General features: G+C 42.1%; 16 protein-coding genes. 12 read left to right on the top strand and 4 right to left on the bottom strand.

The features are described from left to right. The first annotated feature begins 103 nt into the window (after positions 1-103). The 6 genes from lpdA (at position 104) to ABIN91_RS03400 (ending at position 6483) form a co-directional block, all read left to right on the top strand. Complete coding sequence (lpdA, locus tag ABIN91_RS03425) at positions 104-1507, top strand: dihydrolipoyl dehydrogenase (RefSeq protein WP_348048464.1); 1404 nt, start codon at positions 104-106, stop codon at positions 1505-1507. Between the two features lie 96 nt (positions 1508-1603). Next, the gene (locus tag ABIN91_RS03420) at positions 1604-2044 is read left to right on the top strand and encodes a sterol desaturase family protein (RefSeq protein ID WP_348048462.1); all 441 of its coding nucleotides are present in this window, start codon (positions 1604-1606) and stop codon (positions 2042-2044) included. A gap of 54 nt (positions 2045-2098) precedes the next feature. Next, complete coding sequence (locus tag ABIN91_RS03415; RefSeq protein ID WP_348048460.1) at positions 2099-2935, top strand: hypothetical protein; 837 nt, start codon at positions 2099-2101, stop codon at positions 2933-2935. A 43-nt stretch (positions 2936-2978) separates the two neighbouring features. Next, a complete protein-coding gene (locus ABIN91_RS03410; RefSeq protein WP_348048458.1) occupies positions 2979-4682 on the top strand; it encodes a glycosyltransferase family 39 protein in 1704 nt (567 codons plus the stop codon). A 1-nt stretch (position 4683) separates the two neighbouring features. After that, a complete protein-coding gene (gene murB, locus ABIN91_RS03405; protein ID WP_348048456.1) occupies positions 4684-5697 on the top strand; it encodes a UDP-N-acetylmuramate dehydrogenase in 1014 nt (337 codons plus the stop codon). Positions 5698-5946: 249 nt separating this feature from the next. Next, positions 5947-6483, top strand: coding sequence for a sigma-70 family RNA polymerase sigma factor (locus tag ABIN91_RS03400; RefSeq protein ID WP_348048454.1), 537 nt, complete (start codon positions 5947-5949; stop codon positions 6481-6483). A 119-nt stretch (positions 6484-6602) separates the two neighbouring features. Here the strand turns inward: ABIN91_RS03400 and ABIN91_RS03395 are convergent, their stop codons facing one another. Together ABIN91_RS03395 and crtI are read right to left on the bottom strand one after the other, a co-directional pair. Continuing rightward, positions 6603-7133 (bottom strand): SRPBCC family protein, encoded by a 531-nt coding sequence (locus ABIN91_RS03395; RefSeq protein ID WP_348048452.1) that lies wholly within the window; start codon positions 7131-7133, stop codon positions 6603-6605. A gap of 80 nt (positions 7134-7213) precedes the next feature. Then, positions 7214-8701, bottom strand: coding sequence for a phytoene desaturase family protein (gene crtI / locus ABIN91_RS03390; protein WP_348048450.1), 1488 nt, complete (start codon positions 8699-8701; stop codon positions 7214-7216). A gap of 103 nt (positions 8702-8804) precedes the next feature. Here crtI and ABIN91_RS03385 point away from each other — a divergent pair, with 103 nt between their 5' ends. From ABIN91_RS03385 to ABIN91_RS03360, 6 genes are all read left to right on the top strand, one after another. Then, the gene (locus ABIN91_RS03385; protein WP_348048448.1) at positions 8805-9650 is read left to right on the top strand and encodes a phytoene/squalene synthase family protein; all 846 of its coding nucleotides are present in this window, start codon (positions 8805-8807) and stop codon (positions 9648-9650) included. Next, complete coding sequence (locus ABIN91_RS03380) at positions 9647-10183, top strand: hypothetical protein (protein WP_348048446.1); 537 nt, start codon at positions 9647-9649, stop codon at positions 10181-10183. The genes ABIN91_RS03385 and ABIN91_RS03380 overlap by 4 nt, the downstream gene beginning before the upstream one ends. Next, a complete protein-coding gene (locus tag ABIN91_RS03375) occupies positions 10180-10869 on the top strand; it encodes a lycopene cyclase domain-containing protein (RefSeq protein ID WP_348048444.1) in 690 nt (229 codons plus the stop codon). The genes ABIN91_RS03380 and ABIN91_RS03375 overlap by 4 nt, the downstream gene beginning before the upstream one ends. Beyond that, positions 10859-11098 carry a cytochrome b5 domain-containing protein gene (locus ABIN91_RS03370; protein WP_348048442.1) on the top strand — a complete coding sequence of 80 codons (240 nt, stop codon included), beginning with the start codon at positions 10859-10861 and terminating at the stop codon, positions 11096-11098. The genes ABIN91_RS03375 and ABIN91_RS03370 overlap by 11 nt, the downstream gene beginning before the upstream one ends. Positions 11099-11244: 146 nt before the next feature. Continuing rightward, a complete protein-coding gene (locus ABIN91_RS03365; RefSeq protein ID WP_348048440.1) occupies positions 11245-12324 on the top strand; it encodes a sensor histidine kinase in 1080 nt (359 codons plus the stop codon). Next, entirely contained in the window at positions 12314-12997 is a 684-nt protein-coding gene (locus ABIN91_RS03360; protein ID WP_348048438.1) for a LytTR family DNA-binding domain-containing protein, read from the top strand. The genes ABIN91_RS03365 and ABIN91_RS03360 overlap by 11 nt, the downstream gene beginning before the upstream one ends. 267 nt (positions 12998-13264) lie before the next feature. Here the strand turns inward: ABIN91_RS03360 and ABIN91_RS03355 are convergent, their stop codons facing one another. Next, complete coding sequence (locus ABIN91_RS03355; RefSeq protein WP_348048436.1) at positions 13265-14806, bottom strand: MFS transporter; 1542 nt, start codon at positions 14804-14806, stop codon at positions 13265-13267. A 116-nt stretch (positions 14807-14922) separates the two neighbouring features. Continuing rightward, on the bottom strand, positions 14923-15675 hold the full coding sequence (locus tag ABIN91_RS03350; protein WP_348048434.1) for a glucose 1-dehydrogenase: 753 nt from the start codon (positions 15673-15675) through the stop codon (positions 14923-14925).

Here is a 15675-nt window from a genome sequence, read left to right as displayed (position 1 = left end):
GGATGATAGAATATAATTGATATTAAAATGATACAGTTGCGATAAACTGTGTCCCTTTTTACATCATATTGCTTAACTTTGCCCCGCCTTAAAAATTATTATTATGCAATATGATGTTGTTGTTATTGGTTCGGGTCCGGGTGGTTATGTAGCCGCTATACGTTGTGCCCAACTTGGTTTAAAAACTGCCTGTATCGAAAAATATTCAACCTTTGGCGGTACCTGCTTAAATGTAGGCTGTATCCCGTCAAAAGCGTTATTAGATTCGTCCGAACATTACCACAATGCCGCGCATACTTTTGCAACACATGGTATTAAGCTGAAGGATTTGAAGGTAGATATGCCGCAGATGATCAAAAGGAAAAACGAGGTAGTTCAGAAAAATACAGGTGGTATAACTTTCCTGTTCAAAAAGAACAAGATCACATCATACCAGGGTATGGGTTCGTTCGTTGATAAAAATACCATCAAAATAACCAAAGCTGATGGCAGCGAAGAAACTATTACCGGTACAAACGTAATTATAGCTACAGGGTCAAAAGCATCGCAGTTGCCGTTTTTACCTATTGATAAAAAACGCATCATCACCAGTACCGAAGCTTTAACCTTAACCGAAGTACCTAAGCACTTAGTGTTAATAGGTGGGGGTGTTATTGGTTTGGAATTGGGTTCGGTTTACGCGCGCTTAGGTGCCAAAGTATCTGTAATTGAATTTATGGATGGCATTATCCCAACTATGGATAAAGGTTTAGGTAAAGAGCTGCAAAAGGTTTTAACTAAACTGGGCATGGAGTTTTACCTGGGCCACAAAGTAACCGGAGCCAGCGTTAAAGGCAAAGAAGTAACCGTAAATTTTGACAGCCCTAAAGGCGATAAAATGGAACTGAAAGGCGATTACTGCCTGGTTGCCGTTGGCCGTGTGGCTTATACTGATAGTTTAGGTTTAGAAAATATTGGATTAACTGTTGAGGAACGTGGCCGCAAGATCACGGTTAACGATCATATGGAAACATCTGTTAAAGGTGTTTACGCTATTGGCGATGTGGTACGCGGTGCTATGCTGGCTCACAAAGCAGAGGACGAAGGTACTTTTGTTGCCGAAACCATTGCCGGCCAAAAACCACACATTAACTATAACCTGATACCGGGCGTAGTTTATACCTGGCCCGAAGTTGCGGCAGTAGGCCAAACCGAAGAGCAATTGAAAACAGCAGGTGTTAAATACAAAACAGGTTCGTTCCCGTTCAAAGCCAGCGGCCGCGCTGTTGCCAGCGGTGATATGGATGGTTTTGTTAAAGTATTGGCTGATGCTACTACCGACGAGATTTTAGGTGTACACATGATAGGCCCACGTGCCGCGGATATGATAGCCGAAGCAGTGGTAGCCATGGAATACCGTGCAAGCGCCGAGGATATTAGCCGCATGAGCCACGCCCACCCAACGTATACTGAAGCCATGCGTGAAGCTTGTTTAGCTGCTACGGATAACAGGCCGATACATATTTAAGAGCCCCTCTAAATCTCCCCTAAAGGGGAGACTTTAAATAACAAACCCATCCTTTAATTGTTAAAGGATGGGTTTTTATATTACGGAGATTATTTAATGTTAACAGTTTTATTCAATATAGCTATCTTAATTTCAACCATCATTGGGATGGAGGCTTTCTCGTGGGCTATTCATAAATATTTATTTCATGGCCCACTATGGTTTATCCATAAAACACACCATCAGGAGCGACGTGGTTGGTTGGAGCTTAATGATATATTCAGTTTTGGTTTCGCAGCCTTTGCCTTATGGCTGATGTGGCTTGGACATTTGAATTTAGATTATCGCTTTTGGATAGGCGCTGGCATTAGCACCTACGGTATCATCTATTTTGTTTTTCACGATTGGTTCATCCATAATCGGTTTAAGGCTTTTAAAAGTGATAATAGGTATTTGCAGAATATTCGGAGGGCGCATAAGATGCATCATAAATCGATGGAGAAAGAACCGGCTGAAGAGTTTGGGTTGCTAATAACAGAGAGGAAGTATAAAAAATAGGTGTCATTGCGAGGTACGAAGCAATCGCACAGTTCTTTTTTCTACCTTTAGATAATGAAAAACATCGCCCTCATAGTTCACACTTGCGACAGGTACAAACTATTGTACCCGGGCTTTGCCTACTTTTTTAAAAAGAACTGGCCATACGGCGATGTTGACATCAACTACTATTTTTTGACGGAGGTTGAGGAGTATCAATCAAGTCTGTTCAAAAATTTGAAAACGGGTAAAGGCGAATGGAGCCACAGGCTGCTGAATGGTTTAAAGCAAATATCTGAAGACTACATCATTTACATGCAAGAGGATATGTGGCTGAATAAGCCCGTAAGCGGCGAGACCATTAATAAAATTATTGATTATAGTTTGACTAAACATACCGATCTGTTTAAACTATCCAGTAATCAGGTTAATCGTACCAACCCCACGGGCGAATTAATAAATGGACTATCGGTAGGTTTGTTGGATAACGCGGCCAGTGAGTATCTCATGTCGCACCAAATATCCATCTGGAAAAAATCGTTTTTGATGGAGCAGCTTAAATACAAAGAGCACCCCTGGCGCAATGAACGGAAGGGAACCAAGCGGCTTAAAAAGCTGAATCCTAAGATATATCACATTGATTTGTTTAGCGAGAATAATGAGTTGCCTACCAATGTAAATACAGATGCCAAAGAAACAGGCTCGTATTATACGGTATCGAAAAATGCAGCCTTGCGCGAGTATGCCAACCCGTTTATCAGCGAAATGAAGCTGGATAGCGATCCAAACATTCGTGAATATGCTCAAAAGCTTGATCATCATTTAAGGAACGGTATTACGCACGACGGGCAGAACGCTCCCCGTAAGGAAGACTTTTTCAAGAAAATAAAAAACTACCTGTCGGGCAAATAGGGCGATCTGCTTTATAAGTTATTTCGCTATTTTTGGCCGATCAATGAGCGTAGATAATCCTAACCTTTCTGTACCCGCAATCGGCGCAAGCTTTAAAGATATTCTTACAGCTGAAAAACGACCGTGGCTTATTGTGCTTGTGCTGGCTATTGCTATTAATATAGCCGGTATCACTACCGATTTTTTTACGAACGACCCTGGCTTATATGGTTTGATAGCCCGTAATATGGTGCAGAGCCATAACTATACTGATCTGATTTATCGGGGAAAGGATTGGCTGGATAAACCGCACTTCCCGTTTTGGATGGTGGCTTTGAGCTTTAAGGTTTTTGGCGTGGGTACGGTGGCTTACAAGCTACCGGGTTTACTGTTCTATTTCATGTCGGTTGTGTACACTTATAAACTGGCTAAAAAGTTTTACGGTTTTGATACCGCGCTTATCGCGATACTGATCCTGTTAACGGCGCAGCATACCATCATGTCGAACACCGATGTTAGGGCCGAGCCTTATATTATGGGTTTGCTGATGGGGAGTGTTTATCACTTTTACAAGCTGAAAGAAAAGTTTAGCATAGCCGATCTGCTGATCGCTTCCTTATTCGCCGCTTGCGCGGTGATGACCAAAGGCATCTACCTTCTTATCCCCATAGGTTTCGCTATTATTGGCGATTACCTGTTTAAAAAGGATTTTAAGGGCCTGTTTCAATGGCGTTGGCTAATGGCTGTTGTATTGGTTGCCCTGTTTACCCTGCCCGAGATCTATACCTTATATATACAGTTTGATATCCATCCCGAAAAGGTAGTGTTTAACCATACCCATGTATCAGGCATCAAATGGTTTTTGTGGGATAGTCAGTTTGGGCGGTTTAGCAACACAGGTTACATTATTCGCCCGGATAGGGATTACTTTTTCTTTTTGCATACGCTGCTTTGGGCGTTTGCGCCCTGGGCATTTTTGTTATACTATAGCTTATTCATCAGCATTAAAAAGATAGTGAAAGGTGTAGTTTTGGTGGAGTATATAACCTTGTCGGGCTCGTTGCTGATGCTCATCATCTTTTCTGTATCGCAATTTCAATTACCGTTTTATACCAATATTTTATTTCCGTTTTTCGCTATCATCACGGCGGTTTATGTGAAGCAGGTTTTTGATGATGGTAAATCGAAGGTCTTTATAATTGTACAGTATGTCACTTGTATTGTGCTGATGATACTGGTTGGGGCTTTGATATTTTATTTTTATATCCCTCTTAACATGCGAGGTTATACAGCCTTTGCGGGTGGTATGTGTGGTACTCTGTTTGGGTCTTTTTTCAGAAAACGAGTGGTCAGGAAAGTGTTTTTACTTACCTGTGGCGTAGCCATATTCGTTAATGCCTATCTTATAGTTGAAATTTACCGTGTATTGCTATTTTACAAAGGGGATGTTAATGCGGCTCACTACATTAATAAAAATGTAAATGCCGATAAAAAGGTGATAGCATCCTTTGAAGTGCCCGATGCCTTTGAGTTTTACACTAACAGGCCAGTTAGCTTTGTTAACATTGATTCGGTTATCGCCAAGAAAAACAAAAACGAGGTTGTTTTGGTTGAGGATACATTATTGAAGAACCTGTTTAAAAATAATATCCCGTTTAAGCTGTTGAAAAGCTTTGACAATTATCCGAACGAAAACCTGACCAAACAATTTTTGCTGAAGGATGAACGCAACAAAACTTTGAACCATTATTTTTTGATCTTTTTTTAGTATGCTACAGATCCACGAGAACATTTCACTTCAAAATTTTAATACGTTTGGTATTGATGCTTCCGCACGGTATTTTGTAGAGATCAACCATGAGGATGAACTGGTGGAACTGTTTATGGACCCACAATGGAAAGGCATTGAGCGGTTGGTAATGGGCGGCGGCAGTAATTTATTGTTGACACAAAACTTTGATGGCTTAGTTATCCGGATGAATATCCGTGGTATTGAGCATCGCATTAACCATACTGATGTTTTTATAGAAGCTGGCGCGGGCGAGGTTTGGAACGATCTGGTGAATTATGCTGTAAAGTGGGAGTTTGCAGGGATGGAGAATCTGAGTTTGATACCAGGCTCGGTAGGAGCATCGCCTATCCAGAATATCGGGGCTTATGGTGTGGAACTGAAAGATGTGTTTGATAGTTGCCGGGCTTTTGAAATTGCAACCGGAACGTTTAAAGCATTTGATAAAGCTGCCTGCCAGTTTGGGTATCGCGACAGTATATTTAAACAGCAAAAAGGTGAGTATATTATAGTAAGTGTTAAATTCCATTTATCGCTGGTGGCTAGTATCAATACAAGGTATGGCGCTATTGAGCAGGAGTTGAATAACAGGGGCATTACTAACCCTACTATAAAAGATATTTCGCAGGTGGTATCGCATATCCGTGTATCTAAACTGCCCGATCCATCTACTATTGGTAACGCGGGGAGTTTCTTCAAAAATCCGGTTATCCCGGTAACGGAATTTGAGCCTGTTAAAACCCAATACCCCGATGTGGTGAATTACCCTGCCGGGGATGGTTTAATCAAACTGGCGGCAGGCTGGCTCATTGAGCAATGTGGCTGGAAGGGTAAAGTTGTAGGCAATACGGGTACCTGGAAAAACCAGGCTTTGGTGCTGGTGAATCATGGCGGCGCTACGGGCGAAGAGGTGTACGGTCTTTCGTCGCAAATCATAGACAGTGTGTATACTAAATTTGGCGTTATGCTGGAGCGTGAAGTAAATATTATATAGTTTTTCACAATTGTTTGGAAAAGTATACACATTTTTATTGGTCTGTTTTGACTAATATGCCCTATCTCGGTTTAAATAAACTTTTATTTATTGATTGTCATTGTACTGTATGGTAGTTACTTAGCCTGTTTTTGTACCCGATTGATAATTGGTTCAGTGCTTTGTCCCGCTAAGGCTACCATAGTAAACCCCATCATACACATAAAGCGGTACTATGTTTGTTTAATACTTCACACAAACATTAACACTATGACAAAGATTGAGTTTAACACAATGGTACTACGTCAGGCAGGTTCTTTGAGGTCTTATGCACTTCACTTTACACACGATGCAGACGATGCTAACGACCTTGTTCAGGATACAATGTTAAAGGCAATAACTTATTATAATAAGTTTAAAGAAGGTACCAATTTAAAAGGCTGGTTATATACCATCATGAAAAATACCTTCATCAACAACTACCGTCGTTTTGTTAAGATGAGCACTTTTGTTACTAAGAGCGATGAGATATCATCACCAAACTTAGTTTTTAGCTCAACTAAAAACCAAGGCGAAGCTAAATTTGTGATGGACGATATTAAACGTGCCTTAGATAAACTACCCGAAGATTATTTTGTACCGTTCACGATGTATTTTGACGGGCACAAATATCACGAGATTGCTGATCATTTGGAGATCCCTATAGGAACAGTTAAAACACGTATACACGTGGCACGTAAACTGTTGAAAAAGAATTTGAAGGCTTATGATAATGGGGTTAAAAAACCTATCTACGCCGAAGATTAATTTTAGCACATAAACTCAATATATATATAGTTAAATGGCCATCCCGAAAAGGATGGCCATTTGCCGTTTGTGGATATTGTCTGGAAGTCGGTAAAGTCCGGAAGACCGAAAAGACCTTTTTAGTTGGCCTCCATTTGTTTTTTAAGGTTTTGTAAGCCGTGTTTAAAGTCATCGTGTACAGCGCCCGCAAATACCATCATCATCCAACGCGACATGATGTTTGGGCTTACGCCGTCCATTGCCCAGGTTACTTTGGTGCCACCTGCATCGGGAGCGAAAGAAAAATTATTAGTGCATTCGCTTTGGTATGGTTGTATAAAGGTTAACTTTTCGGATATGGTTTTGCTGGGTTCAAGGCTAATTATTTCCATTTTACCTTCACCTATTTTTTTACCGTTCCAGTAAATGCTTGAGCCGGGAGCGCCCATAGTACCTTCAATTTTGCTTGCCGCGGTAGGTTCTTTTTCAAACCAGGGGTTCCATTTGGCAAACTCCTTAAAATCGGCAACGGTTTTAAAAACCGCGCTATCGGGTTTGTTAATGGTGATAGATTCGGTTACTGTATAGGTTTTAGATAAGCATGCGCCAACTCCGTAATAAATAGCAACCAGCACAATAATAATGATTAATAGTATTTTTAAAAACTTCATGATGGTAAGGGTTTGATTAATATGAAGTTACTGAATATTTTTCATAAATGGAAAATGCGAATTAAATGTGTGCTTACCTATTACTTTTTCCCGCTCATCAACTTAATAGCCTCCTTAGCGGCTACCTGTCCGGATATTAAAGCAGGTGGCACGCCTGGCCCGGGTACCGTTAATTGACCGGTATACAGCATGTTTTTTACTTTTTTGGCTTTCATGCTGGGTTTAAAAAAGGCGGTTTGGGCAAGGGTATTGGCCAAACCATAAGCGTTGCCTTTGTACGAGTTATAATCGTTTTTAAAATCGTTGAGGGCGTAGCTGCGTTTTACTACAATGCTTTCGCGGATGGTTTGGCTGGTGATGGCCTCAAAGCGGTCTATCATGATGTTGAAATACTTTTCGCGTGTTTCCTCATCATCATGCAGATCGGGGGCAAGGGGCATCAGGAAGAAGAGGTTTTCGCAGCCTTCGGGTGCAACGGAGCTGTCGGTTTGTGAGGTGCAGGCTACGTAGAATAGGGGCTTATCCGGCCATTGCGGATCGGTGTAGATATGGTGGGCATGGAGGTCAAAATCCTCATCAAAAAATAAATTATGGTGTGTAATGCCTTTGAGTTTTTTATTCAAACCTATAAAGTAAACCAAACTTGATGGCGACATAGTGCGGCTTTCCCAATGGCTTTCGGTATAGTTGCGGTGCGCTTTATCCAGCAGGTGCTGATCAACAAATTTATAATCGGCCCCGGCTATAATGAAATCGGCGGTTAAAGTGCCTTGATTAGTTTCAATGGTTTGGGCTTTGTTACCGCTTACGTTTATTTTGCTGGCTTCGGTGTTAAGTTTGATCTCGACGCCTAATTCTGTAGCGAGACTTACCATTGCTTTTACAATCTCGTTCATGCCGCCCATGGGGTACCATGTGCCGAGGCTTAGATCGGCATAGTTCATCAGGCTGTACATGGCCGGGGTGTTTTGCGGGGTTGCGCCCAAAAATAACACCGGGAACTCCAGTATTTTGATAAGCTTAGGGTTTTTAAAATACTTACGTACATGCTTACTCATGCTACTAAGCATTTGGATACGAAAGCTTTCGCGGATCAAACGCAGATCAATAAACTCGGTAATGGAGTGGGAAGGGCGGAATACGTAATCGCACATGGCAACCTCGTATTTGTATTTGGCCTGGATCAGGAATTGCTGGAGTTTGGCACTGCTGCCGGGCTCTATCTGCTCAAATAGCTCTTCGAGGGCTTCAATGTTGGCCGGTACGTCTATCTCTTCATCATCACCAAAGTAAACGCGGTAGCCTGGGTCGAGGCGGGTGAGCTGGTAATAGTCGCTCACTTTTTTCCCGAAAAGGGCAAAGTAGTTTTCAAAAACATCGGGCATCCAATACCAGCTTGGCCCCATATCAAACTTAAACCCATCCTTTTCCCAAACACGAGCGCGGCCGCCGGGCTGGTCGTTCTTTTCGATGATGGTAACTTTGTGGCCCGCTTTGGCTAATACCGATGCGGCGGACAATCCGGCAAAACCGGCGCCTATTACAATAATGTTTTGGGGTTTATTCATGTTTAATTCGCAGGGCAAATTAAACAAATATTTGAGAGCCATGTTGATTGAGAGTCTAATTGTACATAATTAATGCGCAATTATCTATAAGTTTGTAAACTGCATGGCTGATAAAATGGATCTGTATACCGAAACCTGCTTTGAGTGCAGTAAAGTAATTACCCACCAGTATAGTACCTCGTTTGGTTTAGGCATCAGGGCGTTTGATAAGCGTTACCAATATGCCATTTACGCTATTTATGGTTTTGTGCGCTATACGGATGAAATTGTTGATACTTTTCACGAGTATGATAAACTACAGTTGATCGCCGACTTTAAAAAGGAAGCCTTTATTGCAATTGAGCAGGGTATTAGCATGAACCCGGTACTGCAATCATTTCAGCATATAGTTAATCAGTACCATATAGAAAAAGAACTGATAGAAGCCTTCCTGCTATCCATGGAAATGGATCTGGATAAAACGGCTTATAATAAGGAAAGCTACGAGAAGTACGTGTATGGCTCGGCAGAGGTTATTGGTTTGATGTGCTTGCGGGTATTTAGTGAGAATGATACAGCGCTTTACCAGAGGCTTTTACCGCAGGCGCGGAGTTTAGGCGCGGCTTTCCAGAAGATCAATTTTTTGAGGGATATCCGGTCGGACTATGAAGAACGCGGCCGCACCTACTTCCCCGGTGTTGATTTTAAGTGTTTTACCGAGCATGATAAACAGCAGATAGAGGCTAATATTAAAACCGATTTTGACGATGCTTTTGCAGGCATTAAACAATTACCCAATGGGTTTAAATTGGGTGTTTATGTTGCTTATATTTACTATTTGCAACTGTTTAAAAAAATAAAGCGCACACCTGCCCATATTATTTTGCAAAAACGGATACGGGTATCAAACATGCATAAAACGGCTTTATATTTTAAGGCTATGCTAAAGCAGAAGCTTAATACGATATGAGGGCATTTTTTTTAGCGATAGCTTTAATAGGCACCTGGAACCTGGGCCATGCCGATAATCAGCAATCAGACTTGAAGCTGCTTCGTAAAAAGCTGATCATCGCTATCGGCAGCAGCAAAACTACCGATTCACTTTATAACGCGCTCAATCATTTACCTAATAAAACGGCTTTAACTACGGCCTATATGGGCGCCCTTGATGCTTTGAAGGCCAAACATAGCTGGAACCCCTACAGTAAGATCAAATATCTCGACACATCCGAAAAGTTAATGCAGCAAGCTGTTGACGCTGATCCGCATAATATTGAAATACTGTTTATGCGATTTTCTATACAGCATAATGTGCCCGGGTTTTTAGGCTTTAATAAAAATTTGGTGAGCGATAGAGAGGATATGATAGCGCAGCTTAGCCGGAAAAACTACGGAACGGCAGATAGGGAACTCACTATAAGTATCATTAAATTTTTGATAGGTAGCAAACGCTGCACCGCAGCCGAAAACGAAAAGCTCCATAAACAATTAACAGCCTTATGACGAAGTATACTTACCTGCTCATTAATTTGGCTACGGTGTTTTTTCCGCTGGTATTATCGTTTGATAAGCGGGTGGCTTTTTATAAAAGCTGGAAATTTATTTGGCCGGGTATGGGCATTACCGGTTTGTTGTTTTTGATATGGGATGTTCTGTTTACCGTGAAAGGGGTATGGAGTTTTAATGCCAATTACATTTTGGGCATCACATTTTTTGAGCTCCCGCTTGAAGAGGTATTGTTTTTTTTAACGGTACCCTTTGCCTGTATCTTTATTTATGAGTGTTTAAGGTATTACGTTAAATGGCAACCTGCCGATTTTATTGTAAGTGCCATATGTGGCGCTACCATAGTTTACGGTATTTTAAACTGTTGCTTCAATTATAACAGGTTGTACACCCTGGTTACTTTCGGTACGCTAACGCCATTACTTTTTTACCTTTTTTTTGTTTTGAAGGCCAAATGGCTCAATCGTTTTTTTTTAGCTTACGCGATCACACTGATACCGTTTTATGTAATAAATGGCTTACTCACATCAATACCTGTGGTGCTATATAACAATGCCGAAAATTTAGGCAAACGGATAGGTACCATACCGCTGGAAGATCATTTTTATTGCATGGCCTTGTTGCTGATGAATATTGCTTTTTTTGAGTATTTGAGGAAGAAGGGAGTTGCGAATGCTAACTGAGTTACCAATATATACCAAGAGCCAGTTGGCTTTACGCAACGGGCAGGATAAGCCGCAAATATGGGTTGCTTATCTGGGTATGATATATGACGTTACCGAGAGCCGCTTATGGCGCAATGGTAAACACTACGAGCACTGGGCTGGGCAAGACCTAACGGATGAATTAAAAGATGCCCCACACACGGAAGAGGTTTTTAAGAAGTTTGTGGTGATAGGAAGATTGGGGTAAAGGGAGCCTGAAAGACGGAAAGTCTGGAAGACCGGAAGAAACAATCCTTTGGTTTGCAGGATGATTTAGCCATTTTGCAGAATAGATATTTTGAATGCGTTATGAAAATTGATTTTTGATCATGTTTAAATTAATCTAACAAGAGCATGAAAAAATCATACATCGCAATTTTCCATATTGTTTTTTGGCTACCTTATTTGTTTCAGCCAATCTCGTTTATTTATGTGTTTTCAAAACTGACCAGCCCCTCTAACGCCACTTTTAATGTTAGGGATTATTACCTGTTTAGTGGGTTAAACAGCGGCATATCTATTATTGCAGATGCAGCCATATTTTACTTTTTTTATTTTTACCTATTTCCCCGGTATCTCAACAATCAACGGATCAAAAACTTTGTGTATGCGGGGTTTATTGCCGGGTTGATCATATGCTTATTTAATGTCACAGCCAGTCATATCTTATCCGGTAGCTTTAACTTACCTACTGCTTTAAGTAAGGTTACTAATAAATACCCTCTTAATGTTGTAAACGATATAGCAATATTTTTCAAATTGATGGCTTTAGGTATAACCGGATCTATGTTAAGGGGCTTTATTGCCTGGTATAACGATATCCATTATAAAAAGGTACTGGAAAACCGGAACCTGCAAACGGAACTGGCACTTTTAAAGGCGCAAATTAACCCGCACTTTTTGTTTAATACCTTGAATAACATTGATATATTGATTGAGAAGAATGCGGAGACGGCTTCGATCTATCTGAAAAAACTATCTGACCTGCTGCGCTTCACCCTTTATGAAAGTCCGGCAGAAACTATACCGCTTTCACGGGAAATAGCAGGTATTGAACAATACATCGATCTGCAAAAAATACGGACATCAAATGCCAACTTTGTTAAATTTGAGGTTAAAGGCAACATTGATGAATTGTATATTGCGCCTATGATATTTATGCCCTTTGTTGAAAACGCCTTTAAACACTCGACCAATAAAAAGGTGGAGGATGCTATTGAAATATTGATCGACATTAATGGCGATGAGATCAATTTTAGCTGTGTGAATGTGTTTGATAATACCCAGGCTTTGCAGCAGCCCAACAGTGGTTTGGGTTTGGAGTTGATCAACAACAGGCTAAACCTATTTTATCAGGGTAACCATCAACTAACCATCAGTAAAGAAAACAACTTGTTTAGCGTGAATTTAATGATACGTGCCGATGACCATTAACTGTGTAATTATTGAGGATGAGCCGCTGGCCATGGAACGCCTTAAAAGCTATGTTTTACAAGTTAAATATTTGAACTTGGTACAATGTATTGATAATGCTTTTGATGCCATTAGCCTGATCAAAACCGAGAAAATTGACTTGCTGTTACTGGATATACAGATGGACGGTTTTACGGGGGTTCAATTACTGGAATCGTTAACCAAGCGGCCCGAGGTTATTATCACTACTGCTTTTGACCAATACGCGCTGAAAGGTTTTGAGCTTAATGTATCCGACTATTTATTAAAGCCTTTTACCTTTGAGCGCTTTTTACAGGCCATAGGCAAAGTTTACGATAAACTGAATTTGCAAAACCAGACAGAAACCAGGAATTACATCTTTATCAAAACCGAGTACCGGCTTGAGAAGGTACAGCTGCAAGATATTCTTTTTATTGAAGGGATGCGGGATTACCGGAGTATAGTGACCACCGAAAAGCGGATAATGACCTTGCAGACTTTCGGCGAACTGGAGCAAGAGTTACCTGCCAAACAATTTTGCCGGGTGCATAAATCGTATATTGTTGCGTTGGGTAAGATAGAAACCATTGAACGCGACAGAATCAGGATTGGAGAGGAACTGATACCGATATCGGACACGTTTAAAGCTGATTTTTATAAGCGGATAGGGTGATCAATGCCGGAACCTGGTGGAATTTTCGTATCTTTATAGGAGCACAGCGCTTGTTCACGAAGAACTTGGCGTAGTTGAAAATAAACCTACTTTTACCCCCCCCCTAATTGGCGGACACAGTATTTTGTTACTTTGATTAGTAAGGTTAGCAGGTTGCAGACTTAGCAAGTAGGATGCTGAACTTAATTCAGCATAACGATTTAGGTAATTGAAACCACCCATAAATACCCCTGTCTGCCGACAGGCAGGCATAATTTGTCATTGCGGTTATTCTTTTTTGATGGCATTGTTCCGGATAAAAATGACGGACATGATAGCCCCTAAAAAACCTAAACCTGCCGAGATGCGCATGATGCTGGCGTAAGCGGAAATGAAGCTTTGATGGTAGGTGTTTTCTATTTTAGCTTTACCTGTTTTATTTATAATAGTTGGTACTTTGGCATTGCCAAGGTTAACGGATTGGGCCATGATGATTTGCTTTTGGCTGGCATCAATGGGCAGGGATTTGAGCTGCTGCGATAAGGCCCCTGAAAAGAACAACACTGCCAATGCGCCGAATATGGCGTTTGCGAAAACATTGGCAATACGCGTTATGGCATTGTTCACGCCTGATGCTGTTCCGGAGAAGCGATCGTTTACGGAACCCATTACGGCGGCAGTTAGTGGAGCCACGGTGAACGACATGCCTAAGCCGAAGACGATAATGCCCGGTAGAAAGGTTGTCCAATAGTCAGCAGGGCCGTTGGTTTGTTTAACGAAGGAGAGCATGAGTAAGCCTGCTCCGGCGGCGGCGGGGCCGCAGATGAGGAGTAGGCGTGGTCCGAATTTATCGGCGAGGGTGCCGGCGTATCGCGCCAAGCTGATCATCATCACCGTAAAGGGTAAAAATGTTAGTCCGGATTGTAATTGGCTGTAGCCTTGTACCTGCACCATGTTGAGCGAAAGGAACAGCATGCCCGAACCTAAACCTGCATACAGGAATAAGGTGAGCAGATTTGCGCCGCTGAATGTTAAATTGGCGAAGAGTTGCAAAGGCATCATAGGATGCCTGCTTTTGGCTTGAATGATGATGAAGGCGATAAGCAATAGCATGCCCAATGCTAATGAGCCATAAGCTTGCCAGTTGTGAAAGCCAACGGTCGGGATTCGCAAAAAACCAAAGGTAATGAGGGCCAGCCCGAGCGCTATGGTTATGGCTCCGGGGTAATCAATGGTATGGTCGCTATCTTCGTCTTTGCTTTCTTTCACTTTAAAGGCGAGCATCAGGAGAGCAATTATCCCAATAGGTACATTGATGAAGAAGATGTATCGCCACAGCCCGGCATCCGCTAAAGCGCCGCCCAATACGGGGCCACCCATGGTTACTACGGTTGTAAAAGCCGACCAGGTGCCGATAGCTTTACCCCGTTCTTTTTCGTTGATAGATGATGAAATGAGTGATAAGCTGCCGGGTATCATGAGCGCGCCACCAATGCCCTGAACAATACGAAACGCGATAAGGAGCAAAACGCTTGTCGAGATTCCGCAAGCTGCAGAACCAGCTATAAAGATGAAAATACCCGCCATAAAGATCTTTTTACGGCCAAGTTTATCACCCAGCGAACCTCCGATCAAAATAAGCGAGGCCAGCATGAGCAGATAGGCGTTGAGGATCCAGAAAAGATCAGCACCGCTGGCGTTGAGGCTTTGCTGCAAGGCGGGTAGTACTACGTTAAGGGCCGTGCCATCAATAAAGGCCATAGCCGAAGCCAGTATGGCCGAAACCATAATCCATTTGCCCGCGGTACTGTGTAGCGCTATTGTTGCCATAACTTGTTTGAATAGTACAAGTTACGGATAAAAGGTTTCAAATGGAAAACGTGTAACCAATGTGGCGCGGAAAAATCAATGAACACACCCTTCCAATTTGGAAGGGTGTGTTGTGACTAAGAGAATGCCAAACCGCCGTTAATATCAATATTGGTGCCCGTAATAAAGCTTGATTCATCGCTAACCAGGTAAGTAACCAGATCGGCAACCTCACTGGCCTTCCCTTCGCGACGTAATGGGGTGGCATTAGCTACATTGGTACGCACTTCTGGTTTCGAAAATGTATCATGGAAGGTGGTAGCGATCATACCCGGCGCAACCGCGTTTACACGGATACCTTTAGGTCCTAATTCTTTTGCTAAAGCACGGGTGTAGGTCATTAAAGCACCTTTTGCTGTGGCGTAAACCGAAGCACCCGGTCCGCCGCCATCTCTTCCCGCCAGGGATGAGAAATTGACAATAGCACCGCCCGAAGGCATGTAAGGTAATACGGCTTTCGAAACCTTGAATACCGATTTTACATTCAGGTTGAATACCAGATCCCAAAACTCGTCGTCAATTTCTAATGTTGCTTTGCGGGCCACTAAGCCACCCGCGACATTGATGAGGATATGAATTTCCTCGCCAAAGGCTTCACGGGTTTTATCAACAAGGCTGGTCACATCTGCCGATTTGGTCATATCGCCATATACGGCAATAGCCTCTCCGCCATTGTTTTTTATCTGGGCAAGAGTTTCTTTCGCATCCTCTTCTTTCTGGAAATAGTTAACCACAACTTTAGCACCTTCGACGGCAAGCTTTAGAGATACTGCTCTGCCAATATCACGGGCACCGCCAGTTACAATGGCTACTTTATTTTTTAAACGCAT

Origin of the sequence: Mucilaginibacter sp. (genome assembly GCF_039921305.1) — a bacterium.
Taxonomy (GTDB): Bacteria; Bacteroidota; Bacteroidia; order Sphingobacteriales; family Sphingobacteriaceae; genus Mucilaginibacter.
Note: the sequence above shows the minus strand (reverse complement) of the source record. Positions and strands in the feature narration are given on the sequence as shown.